At 71.7% G+C, this 17286-nt stretch carries 12 protein-coding genes and 1 pseudogene; 5 read left to right on the forward strand and 8 right to left on the reverse strand.

Annotation, left to right across the window (positions count from 1 at the left end; translation table 11 throughout):
- Window positions 1–27: 27 nt before the first annotated feature.
- From IPH07_12750 to IPH07_12760, 3 genes are all read right to left on the reverse strand, one after another.
- Complete coding sequence (locus tag IPH07_12750; GenBank protein MBK6918257.1) at window positions 28–3705, reverse strand: response regulator; 3678 nt, start codon at window positions 3703–3705, stop codon at window positions 28–30.
- 138 nt (window positions 3706–3843) lie between these two features.
- A complete protein-coding gene (locus tag IPH07_12755; GenBank protein ID MBK6918258.1) occupies window positions 3844–4824 on the reverse strand; it encodes a hypothetical protein in 981 nt (326 codons plus the stop codon).
- Between the two features lie 75 nt (window positions 4825–4899).
- Window positions 4900–6669: a M28 family peptidase gene (locus IPH07_12760; protein ID MBK6918259.1), complete on the reverse strand. Its 1770-nt coding sequence runs from the start codon at window positions 6667–6669 to the stop codon at window positions 4900–4902.
- A gap of 158 nt (window positions 6670–6827) precedes the next feature.
- On the opposite strand from IPH07_12760, the gene IPH07_12765 reads away from it, so the two are divergent.
- Complete coding sequence (locus IPH07_12765) at window positions 6828–7520, forward strand: hypothetical protein (GenBank protein MBK6918260.1); 693 nt, start codon at window positions 6828–6830, stop codon at window positions 7518–7520.
- A 6-nt stretch (window positions 7521–7526) separates the two neighbouring features.
- Here IPH07_12765 and IPH07_12770 read toward each other — a convergent pair whose 3' ends face one another.
- Window positions 7527–7997 (reverse strand): acyl-CoA thioesterase, encoded by a 471-nt coding sequence (locus tag IPH07_12770; GenBank protein MBK6918261.1) that lies wholly within the window; start codon window positions 7995–7997, stop codon window positions 7527–7529.
- A gap of 39 nt (window positions 7998–8036) precedes the next feature.
- Here IPH07_12770 and IPH07_12775 point away from each other — a divergent pair, with 39 nt between their 5' ends.
- Window positions 8037–8828 carry an enoyl-CoA hydratase/isomerase family protein gene (locus IPH07_12775; protein MBK6918262.1) on the forward strand — a complete coding sequence of 264 codons (792 nt, stop codon included), beginning with the start codon at window positions 8037–8039 and terminating at the stop codon, window positions 8826–8828.
- 148 nt (window positions 8829–8976) lie between these two features.
- Here IPH07_12775 and IPH07_12780 read toward each other — a convergent pair.
- Window positions 8977–10117 (reverse strand): annotated as a pseudogene (locus tag IPH07_12780) (IS630 family transposase).
- A gap of 51 nt (window positions 10118–10168) precedes the next feature.
- Here IPH07_12780 and IPH07_12785 point away from each other — a divergent pair.
- Window positions 10169–10420, forward strand: a complete 252-nt coding sequence (locus tag IPH07_12785; GenBank protein MBK6918263.1) for a MarR family transcriptional regulator — start codon at window positions 10169–10171, stop codon at window positions 10418–10420.
- Between the two features lie 37 nt (window positions 10421–10457).
- On the opposite strand, the gene IPH07_12790 is transcribed toward IPH07_12785, so the two are convergent.
- A complete protein-coding gene (locus tag IPH07_12790) occupies window positions 10458–12047 on the reverse strand; it encodes an IgGFc-binding protein (protein MBK6918264.1) in 1590 nt (529 codons plus the stop codon).
- A 317-nt stretch (window positions 12048–12364) separates the two neighbouring features.
- On the opposite strand from IPH07_12790, the gene IPH07_12795 reads away from it, so the two are divergent.
- Window positions 12365–12940 carry a DNA-3-methyladenine glycosylase I gene (locus tag IPH07_12795; protein ID MBK6918265.1) on the forward strand — a complete coding sequence of 192 codons (576 nt, stop codon included), beginning with the start codon at window positions 12365–12367 and terminating at the stop codon, window positions 12938–12940.
- A gap of 153 nt (window positions 12941–13093) precedes the next feature.
- Window positions 13094–14185, forward strand: a complete 1092-nt coding sequence (locus IPH07_12800) for a peptidoglycan DD-metalloendopeptidase family protein (protein MBK6918266.1) — start codon at window positions 13094–13096, stop codon at window positions 14183–14185.
- A gap of 24 nt (window positions 14186–14209) precedes the next feature.
- On the opposite strand, the gene IPH07_12805 is transcribed toward IPH07_12800, so the two are convergent.
- Window positions 14210–14842 (reverse strand): sigma-70 family RNA polymerase sigma factor, encoded by a 633-nt coding sequence (locus tag IPH07_12805; GenBank protein MBK6918267.1) that lies wholly within the window; start codon window positions 14840–14842, stop codon window positions 14210–14212.
- A complete protein-coding gene (locus IPH07_12810) occupies window positions 14839–17265 on the reverse strand; it encodes a serine/threonine protein kinase (GenBank protein ID MBK6918268.1) in 2427 nt (808 codons plus the stop codon). The genes IPH07_12805 and IPH07_12810 overlap by 4 nt, the downstream gene beginning before the upstream one ends.
- Between the last annotated feature and the right edge of the window lie 21 nt (window positions 17266–17286).

Genomic DNA, 17286 nt, shown 5'->3' on the forward strand with positions numbered 1-17286 from the left:
CGCCTCCACCGAAGCGGTCGCGCGCGATCAGCCGCCAGACGCCTGCGGCCAGGTCTCGGTGAGCGCCGCGGCAACGGCGTCGAGCAGCTCGCGGGTCCGCAGCGGCTTGGCGAGCAGACGACCGGGCAGGCTCGTCGCGTCGTGTTGATCGAGATAACCACTCACGAACAGCACCCGCAGCCCGGGTCGCCGCGCGAGCACACGCCGCGCCAGCTCGGGCCCCGAGAGCCGCGGCATCACGACGTCGGTCACGAGGATCTCGCACGCCAGACCGGACTCGAGCTCCAGTGCCGCGGCCTCGGGATCCGCGAACGCGATCGGCTCGTAGCCGCCACGTCGCAGCGAGGTCACCAGGCTCGCGCGGACGAGGTCGTCGTCGTCGCACACGACCACGCGCGCGCGCCGAGGCGCCGGTGCAACCGCGGTCGAAGCCGCGGGCACGACGCTGCGGGCGCGCGGCTGGGTGTTGGGCAGCAGCATCGTGACGGTGGTGCCGACACCGACCTGCGATCGCAGTCGCAGGCCACCGCCCGACTGCTCGGCGAAGCCGAGCACCGACGGCAGCCCCAGCCCGGTCCCCGCCGCCCGCGTGGTGTAGAAGGGCTCGAGCACCTTCTCGAGCCGATCGGCGGGGATGCCCACGCCAGTGTCGGTGACCTCGATGACGGTCCAACAGGCCACGCCGCCGGGCAGATCGGGCCAACGGCGCGCGGCCTCGGCGTGCTCGCAGGCCTGCACGATGATCGTGATCTCGCCGCCGCCAGGCATCGCCTCCTGGGCGTTGAGCACGAGGTTGACGATCGCGAGCTCGAGCTGCGCGGGATCGGCATGCACACCGAGCGGGCTCTCTCCGAGGGCGAGGCGCAGCCGCACGTCGTCACGCAGCAGCGCCGACAGCATGGTCTGGAGCTCGCGCAGCAACGCGCAGGTGTCGATGGCGTCGGGCTCGAGCGCCTGCCGGCGCGCGAACGACAACAGCTGCCGCGTGAGCGTCGCGCCACGGTCGACGCAGCCTTGCAGCATCTCGACCAGGGCATTCGACTCGGAGCGCTCGTGCTCGTCGAGCGACTGCAGCGCCTCGGCAGCGCCGCGGACCGCCGTGAGCAGGTTGTTGAAGTCGTGGGCGATGCCACCCGCGAGTCGTCCGACCGCCTCGAGTCGCTCGGCCCGCTCGAGGCGTCGCGAGAGCTCGCGCTGTCGCTCTTCACCGAGCACGCGAGCAGTGACGTCGACCGCCCGCGCGAGCATGCGATCGTCGTCGAACGGCATGCGCGCCAGCAGGACGTAGCGAGGGGACGAGCTGTCGGCGATGCCGCGCACGCCCTCGAGCCCGCGCGGCGCGGTGAACAGCGGCTCGAACGGCCGCCCCACCGGATCGCGACCGAGCAGGCGCTGCGCCGCCGCGTTGGCCTGCTGCACCCGTCCGTCGCGCCCGACCACGAACAACGCGTCGGAGCCGGCCTCGAACACCCGGCGGTGATGGGCCTCGCTGACGCGCAGCGCCTGTTCGACCGCCGCACGTCGCTCGACCTCGCCCTGCAATCGCTGCACGTTGCGGCGCAGCCAGCGGGCGCGCGCCGCCAGCACACTGGCGACCGCGGCCAGTGCAGCCAAGAACATCCCCGCGCGCACCCACCAACGTTCGTACCAGTGCGGCAGCAGCTCGAATGCGACCGCGACCGTCGGCGACCACTCGCCCTGCTCGGCCGCCGCGCGCAGCTCGATGGTGTGTCGGCCGGGCGTGAACCCGACCCAGCTCGCGCGGCGATCGGCGTCGGCGCGACGCCAGCCCGGCACGACCTCCTCGCCATCGCTGAGCACGCGATACTCGAACACCGCCAGCTCCGGGTGTCGCAGGATCGGTGAGGTGAACGCGAGCTCGAGGTGACCGGGACCCGGCGGCACCTCGGGCGTGCTTCCCGGCGTCAGCTCGACGCCGTCGATCACGGCATGGCGGATCTGCACCTGCGGCACGACCGGGTTGTTGACCAGCTGCGACGGATCCAGCGCGAGCACGCCGTCGACCGTCGGCAGCATCAGCGTGCCGCTCGCGGTGAGCACACCGGCTGGCTGCCCGCCGCCATTGCCCTCGGGTGTGGCCCAGCGGCGCGCGGCCACGTGGTGTTCGGGGTCGACGAGGTGGCGCTCGAGATCGCCGCGCATGACGCGGGTGAGGCCACGGTTGCCGTGCAGCCACAGCGCGCCGTGATCGTCGTCGAGGATCGCCGACACCACGTCGTCCGCGAGCCCATCGGCGCGGGTGATGCGGTGGAACTTGCCGGCCCGCCACACGCCGAGACCACCGCCGTAGCTACCCATCAGCACCGTGCCGTCGCGATCGACGTGGAGCGCCCGGATCTCACCGGCCGGCACGCCAGCATCCCGGGTGAAGCGCTCGAGCACACCGCCCTGCAAGTGCGAGAGACCGCGGTGGGTGCCGAACCACAGATCGTCGGCGACGCCGACGGCGATCGCCAGCACGCGCCGATCGCCGACGTCCACCGGCGTCACGTGCCCGTCACGGACGCGGAACGCCCCGCCGCTATCGGTGCCGATCCAGACGTCGCGCCCCTTCGGCGTCACGACCTGCACGTTGTGGCCCAGCTCGGCCACGGTCACGACGCGATCTTCGTCCTCCAGGCGGGCGAGCTGGGTGCCGACGCCGAGCAGCACGCCGCGATCGTCACGGGCAAGCGCGCGGACGCACCCACCGGCGATGCCGACCATGTCGCCATCGGCCTCGATCCGCACCAGCCCGCCGGGCTCGCAGCCATAGCCGACCAACAACGCGCCGTCGGCGAGCTCGATCATCGGCAGCACGCCGTCGCCGACGTCGATGAGCCGCCAGTCCTCGGCGACGAAGCGATGCAGGCCGCCCGGATCGGTGCCGACCCACAGGCCCTGCTCGCGGTCGACCAGGAGATCGCGGATCGTCGCACCGAGCTCGCGGCTGCCGGCCTCACCGACGATGTGCAGGCGCGAGTCGAACGCCGCGAAGATGGTGCCATCGGCGGCGACCGCCAGCTCGCGCGCCGGCTCGGTCGCGAGCAGTCGCGTGCGACCGCCACTGCGCTCGACCACGCCGCCGCCACCGCCGACCAGCAGCGCGGCGCCGTTGGGCTCGAGTGCGAATACCGGGGCGATGGGCGTGGTCACGGGCACCGCACGGTCGTCGACCACGCGTGCGAGGCCTGGCTCATGCCCGATCCACACGTCGTCGCCGTGACGCAGCACCGCGTGCCCGATCTCGACCCCTTCGATCGCCGTCCACGTGCCGCGCTCGAGCCGCGCGACGCCCTGCTGACCCGCCGCCCACAACACGTCGCCGTCGGGCGCGAGCGACCAGATCGCCGCACCATCGAGTGTGGCTGCCACCGGCAACACCTGCTCGGAGCCGTCGGCTTCGAGCACCACGATGCCGCCATCCTGCAGGCCGATGTAGCGGCGTCCGTCGTCGTCGACCGCGATCGCGCTGATGCGGATCGTGCTCCAGCCATCGCCCTCGGCCGCCGACACCATCTCGAAGGCGTGGCCGTCGTAGCGCGCGAAGCCGCCGAAGGTGCCGATGTCGAGCCAACCGTCGCGGCTCTGCGCGATGGCGGTGACGGAGGACTGCGGCAGGCCCTCGTCCGTCGACCACGCGACCTCGCGGTAGCGGCCGAATGGAGCGGCCGCCAGCATCACCGCGATCGGCCACGCCAGCACGGCGACGATCATACCGCCTTGCGGGTCAGCCACGCCGCGCTGGCCATTGGATCGATCCGGTGCACGAGATCGATCGCCGCGCGCCCACGCAGGTGTGCGCGTGCGCGTCGCCCGAGCGCGTGTCCGCGATGCGCGTGATCAGGTGGGGGCCGAGCTGCGCAGCGCGTAGGGCCCGGTCCTGCGCATCGGCCTCGCGGGCGCGCGCGCGGGCGCGGGCGGGCTCGCACGCCCGACCTCCACGAGGTCCCGCAGATCGATGACGCGCGTGGCGTCGTCGCCCTGCGCCTGCACGGGCGTGCTCGCCGGCTGCGCCAGCCGTCGATCGAGCGCCTGCAGGCCCGCATGCTGGGGCTGCCACGCCAGGGCACGACGTACGGCGGCGCGCGCCGACGCGCTCGCGTCCGGGCCCGCATCGGCGAGCCGCAGCGCCAGCAGATGCAGCACCTCGGCCGCGCGATCCGGCTTGCCCAGCAACACGAACGCGTTGGCCATGCCCTCGGCGGCCTGCTCGTCATGGGGTAGCAGCGCGAGGATCGTCCGAATCGCGGCCACCGCCCGGTGGATGTCGCGCGCGCGCAGGTGGGCGTCGACCGCAACGCGCAGGCTCGGCACGTGCTGCGGTGAGAGCCGCAGCGCGCGGCCGCACAGCGACTGCGCGCGGGCGTGGCGGCCCGCCGCCAGCTCGACCTGCGCGACGATCGCCAGCTGATCGGCGGCGTCGGCATGGGTACCCATGCGCGCGGCGAGATCGGCGAGCAACAACCGACGCGACTCGGTCGGCTCCGCCGCTACGGCGAGCCGGGCGGCGGCCATCGCCTGCGGCACTCGCTGCAGTCGCAGCTCGTCCTTCACGACCCCGTCGGCGGTGGCGGCCGCGACGTCGGCCTGGCCCAGCTGCAGCTGCAGCGCGGCGATGCGCAGGCGCACCGCGGGATCGGCATCGAGCCGCGCGATGCGAGCATGGATCGCCAGCGCGCGCTGGCCCAGGCCCTGCGCCTCCGCGGTCTGGGCCGCGGTGCGGTAGAGCCCGAGCGCGGGCCCGATCTGCCCGGCGGCCGCGAACCAGTCGGCATTTTGCAGCTGCGCGTCGATGAGCGACGGCTGCGACGGCAACGGCATCGGTGCGCCCCTGGACATCAACCCCACCTCGTGTGCGTGAGACACCGAGGTCCCGGCGATTTCCGGCGCAACCCGTCAGCGAGCCTGGGGCGCTTGCGGCACCAGCTGGAGCTCGACCCGCGCGCCATCCCGCACGACCACGATCGGTACCGCGACCGCCGGCGCGAGCTCGGCGAACGAGGCCATGTAGTCGTCGAGGTTGTGGATGTCGCGCGCGGCGATCTTCACGATGACGTCGCCCTTGCGCAGCCCGGCCTGCTCCGCCGCGCCGCCCTTGCGCACGCCCGACAGCCGCACGCCGTCGACCTGCGCGCCGTAGTCGGGGATCGTGCCGAGCGAGACCCGGAAGCCGCCACCGCGCGGGGTCGCTGGCCGCGCAACCTCGACGTAGCTCGGCGCCATCGCGTCGCGTTGGATCGCGTCGACGATCGCGAGCGCGACGTCGCCGACCTGAGCCGCGCCGGCGTCGTTGATCTTCGCGAGGTCGTCGCTGGGCTTGTGATAGTCCTCGTGCGGCCCCGTGAAGAAGTGCAGCACCGGGATCGCAGCCTCGTAGAAGCTGCCGTGATCCGAGGGCCCGTAGCCGTCGTCGGTGGTGTGGACGGTGAGCTCGCCGCGGGCCTGCTCGACCAGCTGCGGCCACTCCTTGGCGGTGCCCGCCCCCGCGACCACCAGGCCCTCCGGACCCAGTCGCCCGACCATGTCGAAGTTGAGCATCGCGGCGATGCGACGCCGCTCGGCCTCGGGCAGCGCGTGCACGTGGTGCTTCGATCCCAACAGCCCCATCTCCTCGGCGCCGAAGGCGATGCACACCACGTCGAACGGACGCTCGGCCACCGGCCGCCGGGCCTCGGCGGCGCACAGCTCGAGCATCACCGCCACGCCCGAGGCGTTGTCGTCGGCGCCGTTGTGGATCGCATGCTCACCGGGCGCCAGCGAGGTGTCGGTGCCGAAGCCCAGGTGGTCCATGTGCGCGCCGATGACGACGACGCGACCCGACTTGCCCGCGCCGGGGATGCGGCCGACGACGTTGGCGGTCTGCAGGCGCACACGCTCGATCGGCGTGTGCAGGCTGGCCTTGCGCTTGCTCGTGCGGCCGCGCGGGAGTGCGGCTGGATCGTCGCCGCCGCGGGCACCCAACGCCGACGCCAGCGCGGCGGTGCCGGCGGTGCCGACCACGACCGCGGGCAGCTCGAGGTTCGCGGCTTCGCCGTGGTTGGGGAAGCGATCACTGCTCGGGTCCCACAGCACGAACCCGACCGCGCCGTGATCACGGGCGGCGATGGCCTTCCCGGCCGCGCGCGTGTCGGCGACGCTGAGGTGGGGATCACCCGCGGGCCCACCGGCGAGCGCCACGACGATCGCACCGCGCACCTTGCCCTTCAGCCCTTCGTAGTCGCCGGTCCCGACGCCGCCCTTGCCGATGCCGTAGCCGACGAACACCAGCTTGGCTGCCACCGGCGCGGTGGTCTCGGCCGCGAACGGCACCATCGCGTGCGGAATCGCGGCGCCGCCCACCGCCAGCGCGGTGTGTTGGTCGGGTCGCTCGCGCACGCCGTCGACGATCTCGAACGGCTCGACCCACGCATCGCCGAAGCCCGGGCGCAGCCCGCCGCGCTTCATGGCGTCGACCACGTAGGCCTGCACCGCACGATCTGCGTCGCTGCCGGGGGCACGGCCCTGCTGCGCGTCGTCGGCCAAGAACGCGATGTGCTCGCGCACGCGTGCGCGCTCGAGGTGGACGGTGGCGGGCGTGTCGGGGGTGGCGATCGGCGTCGGTGGAGTCGTCGCTTCCGGCGGCCGGACGTCGCCGTTGGGCCGACAGCCGAGCGCGAGCGCGAGCAAGCGCGCGCAGCTGCGAGCGAGTGACTTGGCCGCAGCCGGTGTCGACCCGTGATCGAATCGTGCGAGTGCGCGTGATGTTCGACGAAGCATGCGCGAAGACCCCATGGCGGGCGCGAGCATAGCCGATGGTGGCATCACGGCGTGATAGCCTCGTGGCCATGCGCATCGCAGCCTTGTCCTCGACCTTCGTCGTGCTCACCCTCTGCGCCTGCGGCCCCACGGGCAGCGGTGACGGGGGCTCGGGTGATTCCAGCAGTAGCGGCGGCTCGGGCAGCACCGGCATGACCGCGTCGACCACCGCCTCGACCACCGCCTCGACCACCGCCTCGACCACCGACACCACCGCCTCGACCACCGCGACCTCGTCGACCACCGACGCGACCACCACCGACGCGACCACCACCGAGGGCGTCGACTCCTCGACCACCGACCCCAGCGGCGGATCCAGCTCCGACACCGGCGCGAGCGGCTTCTCGGTCTCGGGCCAGGTGACCCGCTCGGCGCTCGCCGTGATCTCGATCGGCGACGACGGCATCGGCACGCTCTACGTCGGCGCGCTGACCGAGTGCGCCCAGGATGCGGCCTCCGCCGGTGGCACCTCGGTGGAGATGGCCGATCTCTCGATGACGAACACGCCGGTCGACTTCACCATCTCGGGCCTGCCCAACGGCACGTACTACATCGCCGGCTTCCTCGACGACGACGAGAATGCCGATCCCGATGCGCCCGACGCCGACATGGGTGACCTCGCATTTGCGAACGGCTTCATGGCCGGGTGTGTCGAGGTGACGATCGACAACGCCGACGTCAGCGGGGCCGACTTCGCGCTCAACATCAACATCCCGTTCTAGTACCGATCAGCCGACGCCGAACCCGGCGATGCGGTCGCGCAGGTCGGGCGGCAACGGCACGCTGCGGCGGTAGCTGTCGCGGGCCGGGTCGAGGTCCATCACCACGCACACGGTCTTGCCGGTCGCGCGCACGTCGTCGGTGCCGACGCGGCCGCGTATGACGTAGGAAAACTCGATCGACGAGGTCCCGACCCGGACCACCCGCAGCTCGACGTCGACGGTCTCGCCGAAGCGCGTGGGCCGACGGAAGTCGGCCTCGGTGTGCACGCTTGGGAAGCCCAGCTTGCGCACGCCGATGACCTCCGCGTAGGGCATCGCGAGCCGGGTGTCGAACCACGTCTCCATGGCGGCGTGGAACATCTCGAAGAAGCGCGGGAAGTAGACGATGCCCGCGGGGTCGCAGTGGCCCCACCCCACCGCCACCGGCAGCACGTGGAGTCCTGGCGGTGGTTCGACCGGGTTCGCGTCTGCTTGCATCGGCCGAGCTCCCCTGCGGCCAGAGTGTATGCTCCCGCCATGGCACTGGTCGAGTACGAGTCCCTCGAAGGCATCGCGCGACTGACCCTGCAGGCGGGACGCGCCAACTGCTACTCCTACGAGATGATGCAGGAGCTCGACGCGGCGATCCTGCGGGCGCGTTTCGACGCTGCCGTCCATGCCATCGTGATCCGCGGCGCCGGCGAACGCTTCTTCTGCGCCGGCGCGGACATCACCGTGCTGCAGGGCGCGGACCCCTACTTCAAGTACAACTTCTGCCTCCACGCCAACGAGACCCTGCAGCGGCTCGAGCACACGCCCAAGCTGGTGATCGCGGCGATCGACGGCCACTGCGTGGGCGGCGGCCTCGAGGTCGCGCTCGCGTGCGACCTACGGGTCGCGCGACGCGGCTCGGGCACCTGCGGCCTGCCCGAGGTCAAGCTCGGGGTCCTGCCCGGCACCGGCGGCACCCAGCGGCTGGTGCGAACGCTCGGCCGCGCGAAGGCGATCGAGCTGATGGCGACCGGCGAGACCTTCGACTTCGAGCGCGCCCACGGGCTCGGGCTCGTCAACCAGCTGTGGGACGACCCTGATCACGACAGCTTCCACGCCCACGTGCTGCAGTGGGCACGCGATTTCATCCCTCCCCGTGCGGCCTCGCGAGCGGTCGGATTCATCAAGCGCGCGTGCATCAGCGGCGCCGAGGCGAGCCTGTCCGAGGGGCTCGCGCTCGAGCGCGAGCTGCAGCAGCGGCTGTTCGAGGGTGACGACGCGGCCGAGGGCCTGGCGGCCTACGTCGAGAAGCGCCCGCCGGTGTTCACCGGCGGTTAGTACCTCGACACAAGGCGCCGTGCCGCCGGAATACCGGGCGTATTTTCAAGGTGCGGCAACGCAGCGAGGCGCGGTCAGGGCGGTGTCATGGCCCGTCACAATCCCTGTGTCGAGGTACTAGTACCTCGACACAGCGATAGTGATGGGTTCACGCGGCGGCCGGCAACGGCGTGTCGAAGAGCGGCTTCGGGTAGGCGTGGCCAAGCTTCCGCCGTGCGTCGTCGACTCGGAACATCCAGTTGATGCGATGGCCGTCGCGGTTGCGTGCGGCGGACCACGCGTCGACGTGGACTTCGAGCATCGCGCGGTCGGGAATGCGCCGGTCGAGGCACTGCCCGCTGAGCACGCCGATCTCGATCTCGACCATGTTGAGCCAGCTCGCATGCTTGGGTGTGTGATGGAACTCGAGCCGTCGAAGGATGCGGCGGGCTTCCGGGGCGGGGAAGGCGTCGTACAGGTTCTTCGCGCGGTGCGTGCTCAGATTGTCGAGTACGACGCGGATGACGTCGGCGTTCGGGTAGTGAACGTCAACGAGGTCGCGCATGCACTCGGCGAAGTCGATGCTCGTGCGCTGGTCGGTAACCTTGGCGTGTCGCCATGGCCGATGCGCGTCGACCATGACGAAGATGTTGACGGTTCCGTTGCGTGTGTACTCGTAGTCGATGCGCGCGGGTTGGCCCGGCTTCGCTCGGACGGACGCACGTGTCTCGCCAATCAACTGGTACGGCTTCTCGTCGAAGGAGACGACCGGCCGCTTCCGGATCGGGCGTCTCAGCGTAGAGGTCGAGCACGTCCTCCATACGCTCGACGAACTCGGCATCGACACACGGGATGCACCACATCTTCTTCTGCCAGGGCTTGAGATCGTTCTCGGAGAGCCTCCGCCGGACAGTTTCGCGAGAGATGCTGTCGTGGTCGACGAGTTGCACGACCTCGCCCGCGAGAAGCTCGAGGGTCCAGCACTTGCGACCGGTTGGCGGCTTCGAGCATGCCAGCGCGATGAGGACGGCTTCCTCGCGTCCTGAGAGTTTCCGCTCCGGCCTGGGCCGAGCACGATCGCTGAGCGCTGCATCGAGTCCTTCCTCGACGAACCGCTTCTTCACTCGGTAGATCGTCGCCGTGCCGCAGCCGAGCACTTGCGCGGTCTCCTCATCCGAGAGACCTCGATCACACGCGAGCAGGATCTGCGCACGCGTGTGCTTGCGCGCTCGCTCAGTGCCTCGACCGAGCCGTTCTCGAAGACCTTCGCGCTCGTCTTCGGTCAGCTCTACGATGTAGCGGACGTTCATCGGACCTCCGGCTCCGCGGAGCCACACGTCTCAGATCACATCCGAGATCCCATGTCGATCCCCGCCGACGCCGCATTCACCGACAAGCAAGGCCAGTACCTCGCCTTCATCTACCTCTACACCAAGCTCCATCGCCGGCCCCCCGCAGAGGCCGACATGCAGGAGTACTTCGAGGTCACGCCCCCGGTCGTGCACTCGATGGTCGTCACCCTCGAGAAGCGCGGCCTGATTCGACGTGAACCCGGCCGCGCTCGAACCATCGAGATCCTCGTGCCGCCTGCGCAGCTCCCAGAGCTGCGTTAACCGCGCCTCAATCGATCACTATCGCTGTGTCGAGGTACTAGCCGGCTGGGGTCGGGTTGATGAGGCCCGTGCCGCCGCCGCCGAGGTACGCGTAGCTGTCCGCGGTGTCGTAGCCCACGACCGCCACCCCGATCGGTGCGTCGCCGGCGACGTCGTGGACACCGTCCTCGACCTGCACGCGCGCGACCTCGAAGCCGCCGCCCGCCGGCACGAACGCGGCATCGTCGACGGCGACGCCGTCGACCTGCACTCCGGCGCCCTCGGGCCGCGTGATGACGAGGAAGTCCCACGTCCACTCGCTCGGCACCAACAGCACGTAGCGATCGAGGAACTGCTCGATGCCCGCGTGCTGCAGCATCGCGGGGTCGCCCAGCATCGTCGGTGGCGAGATGTCCTCGTAGCCGGTCATGTAGTTGAACACCGCGATGGGCTTGTCGGCGTCGACGAAGAAGTCGCCGGGCGCCGCCGCGTTGCCGGCGACGTAGAACTGCGCGAGCTCGCCGGCGTCGAGCTGCAGCGGCCCTGCGGGCACGCCGGTGACCCCGGCCGGCACATCGAACGCGATGGTGGTGCCGTCCTCGCTGGCGTAGATCTGCCACAGCGATCGCTCGGGGCTGCTCGGCAGCCGTGGTGGTACGCGGGCCGCGACGAACTGCTTGCCCCACTGGCGCAGGCCCGCCATCTGCTCCTCGAGGTGATCGCAGGCGTACTTGTCGCCCGGAACGAAGGCGCACTCGTGGCCGGTGAACACTGCGATCGGCTGATCGCTCTCGACCCGTGTGCCGGTGAGCGAGGCGTTCTCGGTGGCGACCGCGACCTGGGCGATGTCGCCTTCGTCGAGCGTGAGCATGAAGGTGCCCCCGGCGACCCCCGGTGGCACCCCGCCGGCGCCCGTGGTGGCGGTGGTCGGCCGCACCGAGACCTGCGTGCCGTCGACCGCCGCGACGATGGTGATCGATCCGCGCCCGGAGCCCTCGCCCCAGTGCACGACGTCGACCAGCGTGTCCCAGGCCTCGAGCGGATACAGCAGCGAGGCATCCGAGCTCCACCAGCCCATCACGAGTGGATTGAACTGGTAGGCGATGATCGGCACGCTGGCGCGCACGCGGTAGGCCCCACCCGCACGGATGCCGCTGCCCTGCTGCACGAGGTTGGGCAGCGCGAACGTGTGCAGCTGCATCGCGGGCACCTGCACCGGCCCGTCGACGGTGACCCAGGCGCCCGCGTCGCGGCGTTCGACCACGACCTCGGCGGCGACGCCGGCCTGCACGTTGCTCACGACCACCGCAAACTGCTGGTTCTCGAAGATGCCGGTCTGGTCGAGATCGACCGCGAAGAAGGTGCAGCCCACCGTGGTCTCGCTGGCCTCGAGCTCGTCGCACTGCGTCGGCACCACGCCGCCACCATCGCCCGCGCCGACGTCGAGCACCGGCGCACCACCGTCGCTGCCGAGCCCGTCGTCGCCGCTGTCCGCTACGGTCGCGCTGGCGGGACCGCCGGCCGCTTCGCCGCCCGATCCGGCGCTGCCGTCGGCATCCGCCGCCGTGCCGGTGGACCCGTGGCCCGCGCTGCTCGAGTTGAAGGCGTCGCTGCGGGGGTCGCCGCCGCACGCGATGGCCATGGCCATGGCCGTGGCCAGCAGTCCCACGCGGCGGCAACTCGCGTCATGCGTCGTCATGTCGTTGGATCCCGCGTGCCCGGGGCGCCGGCGCGCACGAACCAACCGTGCGCCGCAGCCCCGCCTCGGGCGGGAGTTGCCGCAGCCCGTCCCGGGTTCCGCAGCCGCGGCTGCGCGTCAGCACACGCGCACTTGCTCGATCGCGCGCGCGCTCGCCATGATCGCCCGTGAACATGGCCGGCCCCCGCACCGCAGCACCCACCGCCCCCTCGCGTCCGCGCTGCCGCTGGTGCCTCGGCAAGGATCCAACCCGCAGCGACCCCGTGATGGTCGCGTATCACGACCACGAGTGGGGCGTGCCGCTGCACGACGATCGCAAGCACTTCGAGTTCATGTTGCTCGACGCGTTCCAGGCCGGCCTCAGCTGGGCCATCGTGCTGGCGAAGCGCGCGGGCTTTCGCAAGGCGTTCGCCGACTTCGACCCCGCCGCGATCGCACGCTTCAACCAACGCAGCGTCGAGCGCCTGGTCGCCGACCCCGGCATCGTCCGCAACCGTCAGAAGATCGAGGCCACCATCGGCAACGCCAGGGCCTTCCTCGCCTTGCAGGCGGAGTTCGGCTCGTTCGATCGCTGGATCTGGGATTTCGTCGGCGGCGCACCGCAGGCCAACGCGTGGCCATCGATGGCCCACGTGCCGCCCCGCACCGCGCAGTCCGACGCGATGAGCAAGGCGCTACAGGCCCGCGGCTTTAAGTTCGTGGGCTCGACCATCTGCTACGCGTACATGCAAGCCGCCGGGATGGTGAACGACCACGAGGTCGGCTGCTTCCGCCACGCCGAGCTGACCGGCGGGTCGAGCCCTGCCGCGCCGCGCCCGCGTCGACCCCGCGCGTCGCGGTAGATCGCGGCGGCGCCATGGGCCCGCGTGTGACCGCGCGACCGCATCGGTTCGCCGGGGGGCGCTTGGGATCGTGCGGGCCTGCAGATTTCTACGCAGGCACTTAAACCGACCGCTGTCGTCGAGGCACCACCTCCAACGCGAAGGGTGAAGACGATGACGCATTCCCAGCTCGATGACCGCGACCTCCCCCGTGTGCCCGCCACGCGCCTGCGCACCGCGCTCGCGATGCTCGCGACGCTCCCACTGACGCTCGCGACCGCCTGCTACGACGGCATCGACGGCGAGGGCCAGGACGCGCTCGAGGACGAGGACAGCCTCGACATCGAACCGCTGGGTGACGACGGCGAGGGCGACCCACCGCCGCCGACTGCGGCCACGTCGTGCGCGCCGCAGATGTCGGTGTTCCCCGTCAGCGGCACGCACAACATCGGCTACGACGCCAAGAGCTGCGGCAGCGGGACCTGCGAGACCACCTGTCCGGACGCCCACGCGAACAGCGACTGGGGCGGCGACCACCACGGCATCGATGTGTTTGCCCACCACCGCGCGGAGCTGGTCGCGGTCGCCGACGCAGTGGTCGTGAAGGTCGGAGTCGTGAGCAACACCTCGGGCAAGCGCGTGCGCGTCCGCGACGCGTGCGGCTGGGAGTACTACTACGGCCACCTCGACGAGTACGTGGTCTCGCCCGGTCAGCAGGTCGCCGCGGGCCAGCTGATCGGCTACATGGGTGCGACCGGCACCGGCTCGACCCACCTGCACTTCAACGTCTCCCCCAACGGCGACTACAGCCACGACATCAACCCGTTCGACCTGCTGAAGTCGACCAGTCCGACCGCGTGCGGCGGTGACGTCGGCGGTGGTGGTGGTGGTGGCACGCCGCAGCCGCCCGCACCGCCACCGGCGGGCTGCGGCATCATGCTGCCCGGCGATGCGCTCCACGCCGACGAGGCCGTGACCTCGTGCGACGGACGCTTCTCGCTGGTCATGCAGAGCGACGGCAACCTCGTGCTCTACCAGGCCGACGCCGGCGCGCTGTGGAACACCGCCACGGCGGGCAACACCCCGAGCGCGTTCGTGATGCAGGAGGACGGCAACGCGGTCGTCTACTCGGCCGCCGGATCGGCGCTGTGGAACAGCGGCACCTACGGACAGCCCGGCGCCTACCTCACGGTGCAGGACGACGGCAACGTCGTGGTCTACAGCGGCGTCATCGCGCTGTGGAACAGCGGCACCTGCTGCCGTTAGTCGGTCGCCTGCGTCGCCGCGAGATCAGCGGCGGCCGTGGCCACCGGCGATGCCGGTGGCCGCACGGATGTGCGCGGCCCAGCTCGCCAAGGTGCGCTGGGCCGACTCGAGCAGAGCCGGTGACGACGCCGAACGCGTGAGCTCCTCGTCGAGCAGCGCGCGCGCGCGTCGGAGCCGGCTCTTGATCGTGCCGGCGGGGACCTCGAGCACCTCGGAGACCTCGCGATCGCTGAGGCCCTCCCAGTACGCCAGCTCGACCAAGGTCTGTAGCTCGAGCGGCAGCGTCCGCAGTGCCCGCAAGAGCGCGCGCTCCTGCTCGGCGGCCGCGAGCCGCTCGGCCGGCGAGGCCGCGACGTCGACCAGCGATGCCACGCTGCTGGTGAGGGGATCGAAGTCGCGACGCCCGTCGCGGTAGTACCGGAAGAGGATGTTGCGGGCGATCGCGAACAGGTACGAGCGGAAGCTGGCCCGGCCCGCGAAGTCGTCGACACTCTCGACGCAGGCCAAGAACGTGTTCTGGACCAGGTCGTCGCAGCCCTGGCGCACCTTGTTGGCGAAGAAGCGATGCACGGCCTCGACGTGCCGCGAGATCAGCAGCTCGCCCGCGTCACCATCACCGCGGCGCCACGCCGCGAGCAGCGCGAGATCGTCGGTCATGCGCCACCCACCGCCGGCTCGGCTTGCGGGCGCATCGCGGCGAGCCGGGCCCGCAGCTCGGCGGCCGCATCGGCGAAGCGGGCACCGTTGGCGTCGTAGATCGCGGCCGCTCGCTCGTAGTCCGCGGCCGCGGCCTGCGTGCGGTCGCCCAGCTGCAGCTCGACCTCCGCGCGCTGGCCCAGCAGCTGCGCGACGAGCGGGTGCTGCCCGCCCAGCCGCAGCACGAACACCGCGTGGGCGCGCTCGATGGCCGCCAGCGCCTCCTGCGGACGCCCGAGTCGCGACAGCGCCAACGCGATGTTGCCGTGGGAGAAGCCGATGTCGAGGTGGTCGGCGGCCTGCGTCGCCTCGCGGATCGCGAGCGCCTCGCGGTGCAGGACCAGGGCCTCGTCGTAGCGGCCCAGCTCCGAGAGCGTGGCGCCGAGGTTGTCGAGCCCCGACGCGCGGGCCGGCGAGCCCATGCCGCCGTGGAGCTCGAACAGCTCGATCGCGCGACGCAGCACGGGCTCGGCCTCGGCGTAGCGTCCCGCGCGGTAGAGCACCACGCCGAGGTGGTTGAGCGCACCGGTGCGCATCCAGGTGTCTTCGCCCTCGCGCGCGACCACGGCGTCGATGGCCCCGCGCAGCAGCGTGGCGGCGCGATCGAAGTCCCCCTCGGACTCGGCGATCGACGCCAAGCCCTCGGTGAGCACCATGTCGACCTCGTCGCGCTCGCCCGCCCGCGCGAGCGTGGCCTCGGCGTGCGCAGCCCACCGCCGCGCATCGTCGAGCGCCCCGCGGGCGACACTGACGCGCACGAGCTCGCTGGCCGACCGCGCGGCGATGCGATCGAGTCGCTCGCGCTGCGCCAGCAGGAACGCCTGCTCGAAGGCGGCCGCGGCCTCGTCCTGCTCCGAGGCGACCTCGAGCATGCGCCCGCGCGCGAACGAGACCTCGGCGAGCAGCTCCGGCCTGCGCGTGACCTCGGGGTCGACCAGCAGGGTGCGCGAGAGCTCCAGGCCCTGCGCGACCATCGTCATGCCGTCGTACGCGCGCAGGAGTGCGAGCTCGCGATCGATGCGCTCGCTGCGGCCGAGCTCGGTGGCCAGCCGATCCGCGTCGGCGCCCGCGGCCAGCTGGCACGCGCGTGGCTGCGCGACCCGACGCAGCGGGTCGCCGTCGCCGGGCTGCCAGGCGTCGTCTTCGGCGACGATCGACACCAGTTGCTCGACGTCGAGACGACGCTCGTCGAGGCACCGCCGCCGCCCAGCGTCGAGCTCGTCGGCCGCGCACAGCTCGTGCTCGACCTGCCGCCACGCCCGCTCGTAGGCGACCACCGCGTGCGCGACCTGATCCGGCACCCGCTGCGTGGTGATGCTCGACCAGTGATCGTCGGCGCTGCGGCACGCCGGGGCGCGGGCGGGCGTGAGCATCGCGCCGCCCAGCACCACCGCCGACGCAGCCACCGCCGCCGCCGGCCACCACCGCCGCGCATCGTGACGGGCGAGCGCCGCGACGAACGCGTCGACGTCGGCGAAGCGCGCGGTCGGCTCGCGTCGGAGCGCGCGCAACACCACGCGCGCGAGCCAGCCCGGGACACCGCGACGCTCGGCGGGCAGCTGCACCGCGTGGTGGAGCTGCTGGTCGTGCAGCGCGTCGGTGCTGTCGGCGTCGTAGGGGCGACGGCCCCACAGGCCCTCGTACAGCGCGACCGCGAGGCTGTACTGATCCGACCACGGTGTCGACGGAGCACCGAACGCCTCCGGGGCCATGTACGCCGGCGTGCCCATGACCGCGCCGACGGGGGTCAGCTCGACGGTCCCGCCGCTGCCCAGCGTGGGCTCCTCGAACGAGGGCGCGGTGTCGTCGAGGCCCCGCGCGAGCCCGAAGTCCACCAGTCGCACGCGACCATCGGCGGCGAGCATGATGTTCTCGGGCTTGAGGTCGCGGTGCAGCACACCACGGGCGTGCGCGGCCGCGAGTCCACGCCCGGCCTGCACGAACACCGCCACCACCTCGCGCCAGGTCCGCGGCTGCGCAAACCACTGCCGCAGGCTCTGGCCTTCGATCAGCTCCATCACCAAGTACGGACGCGGAGGCGGATCATCGGTGACGCCGACCGCGAACACCGACACCACGTTGGGATGCGACATCGCGGCCAGCAGCTGTGCCTCGCGCAGGGCCCTGGCGTGGTGCTCTGCGCCGCGGGTCTCGACGACCTTCACCGCGACGCGGCGATCGAGGCGTTCGTCATGGGCCTCGTACACGGTGCCGAACGAGCCGGCCCCGAGCACCCGCACCAGCCGCATGCGACCGATCATCTGTGGACGTCGGCCGACCACCCGCGCAACCGTGCGGCGGCGCAGCTGCTCGAGCGCATCGCCGAGCTGCGGTCGCCCCGCGGCCAGCCGATCCTCGAGCTGTTCGTTCCCCGTCGCCACCATCGCCCCCGTCCCCGCGTGCCG

Source organism: Deltaproteobacteria bacterium (assembly GCA_016709225.1).
GTDB classification, from domain to species: Bacteria; Myxococcota_A; Polyangia; order Nannocystales; family Nannocystaceae; genus Xiheibacterium; species Xiheibacterium phototrophicum.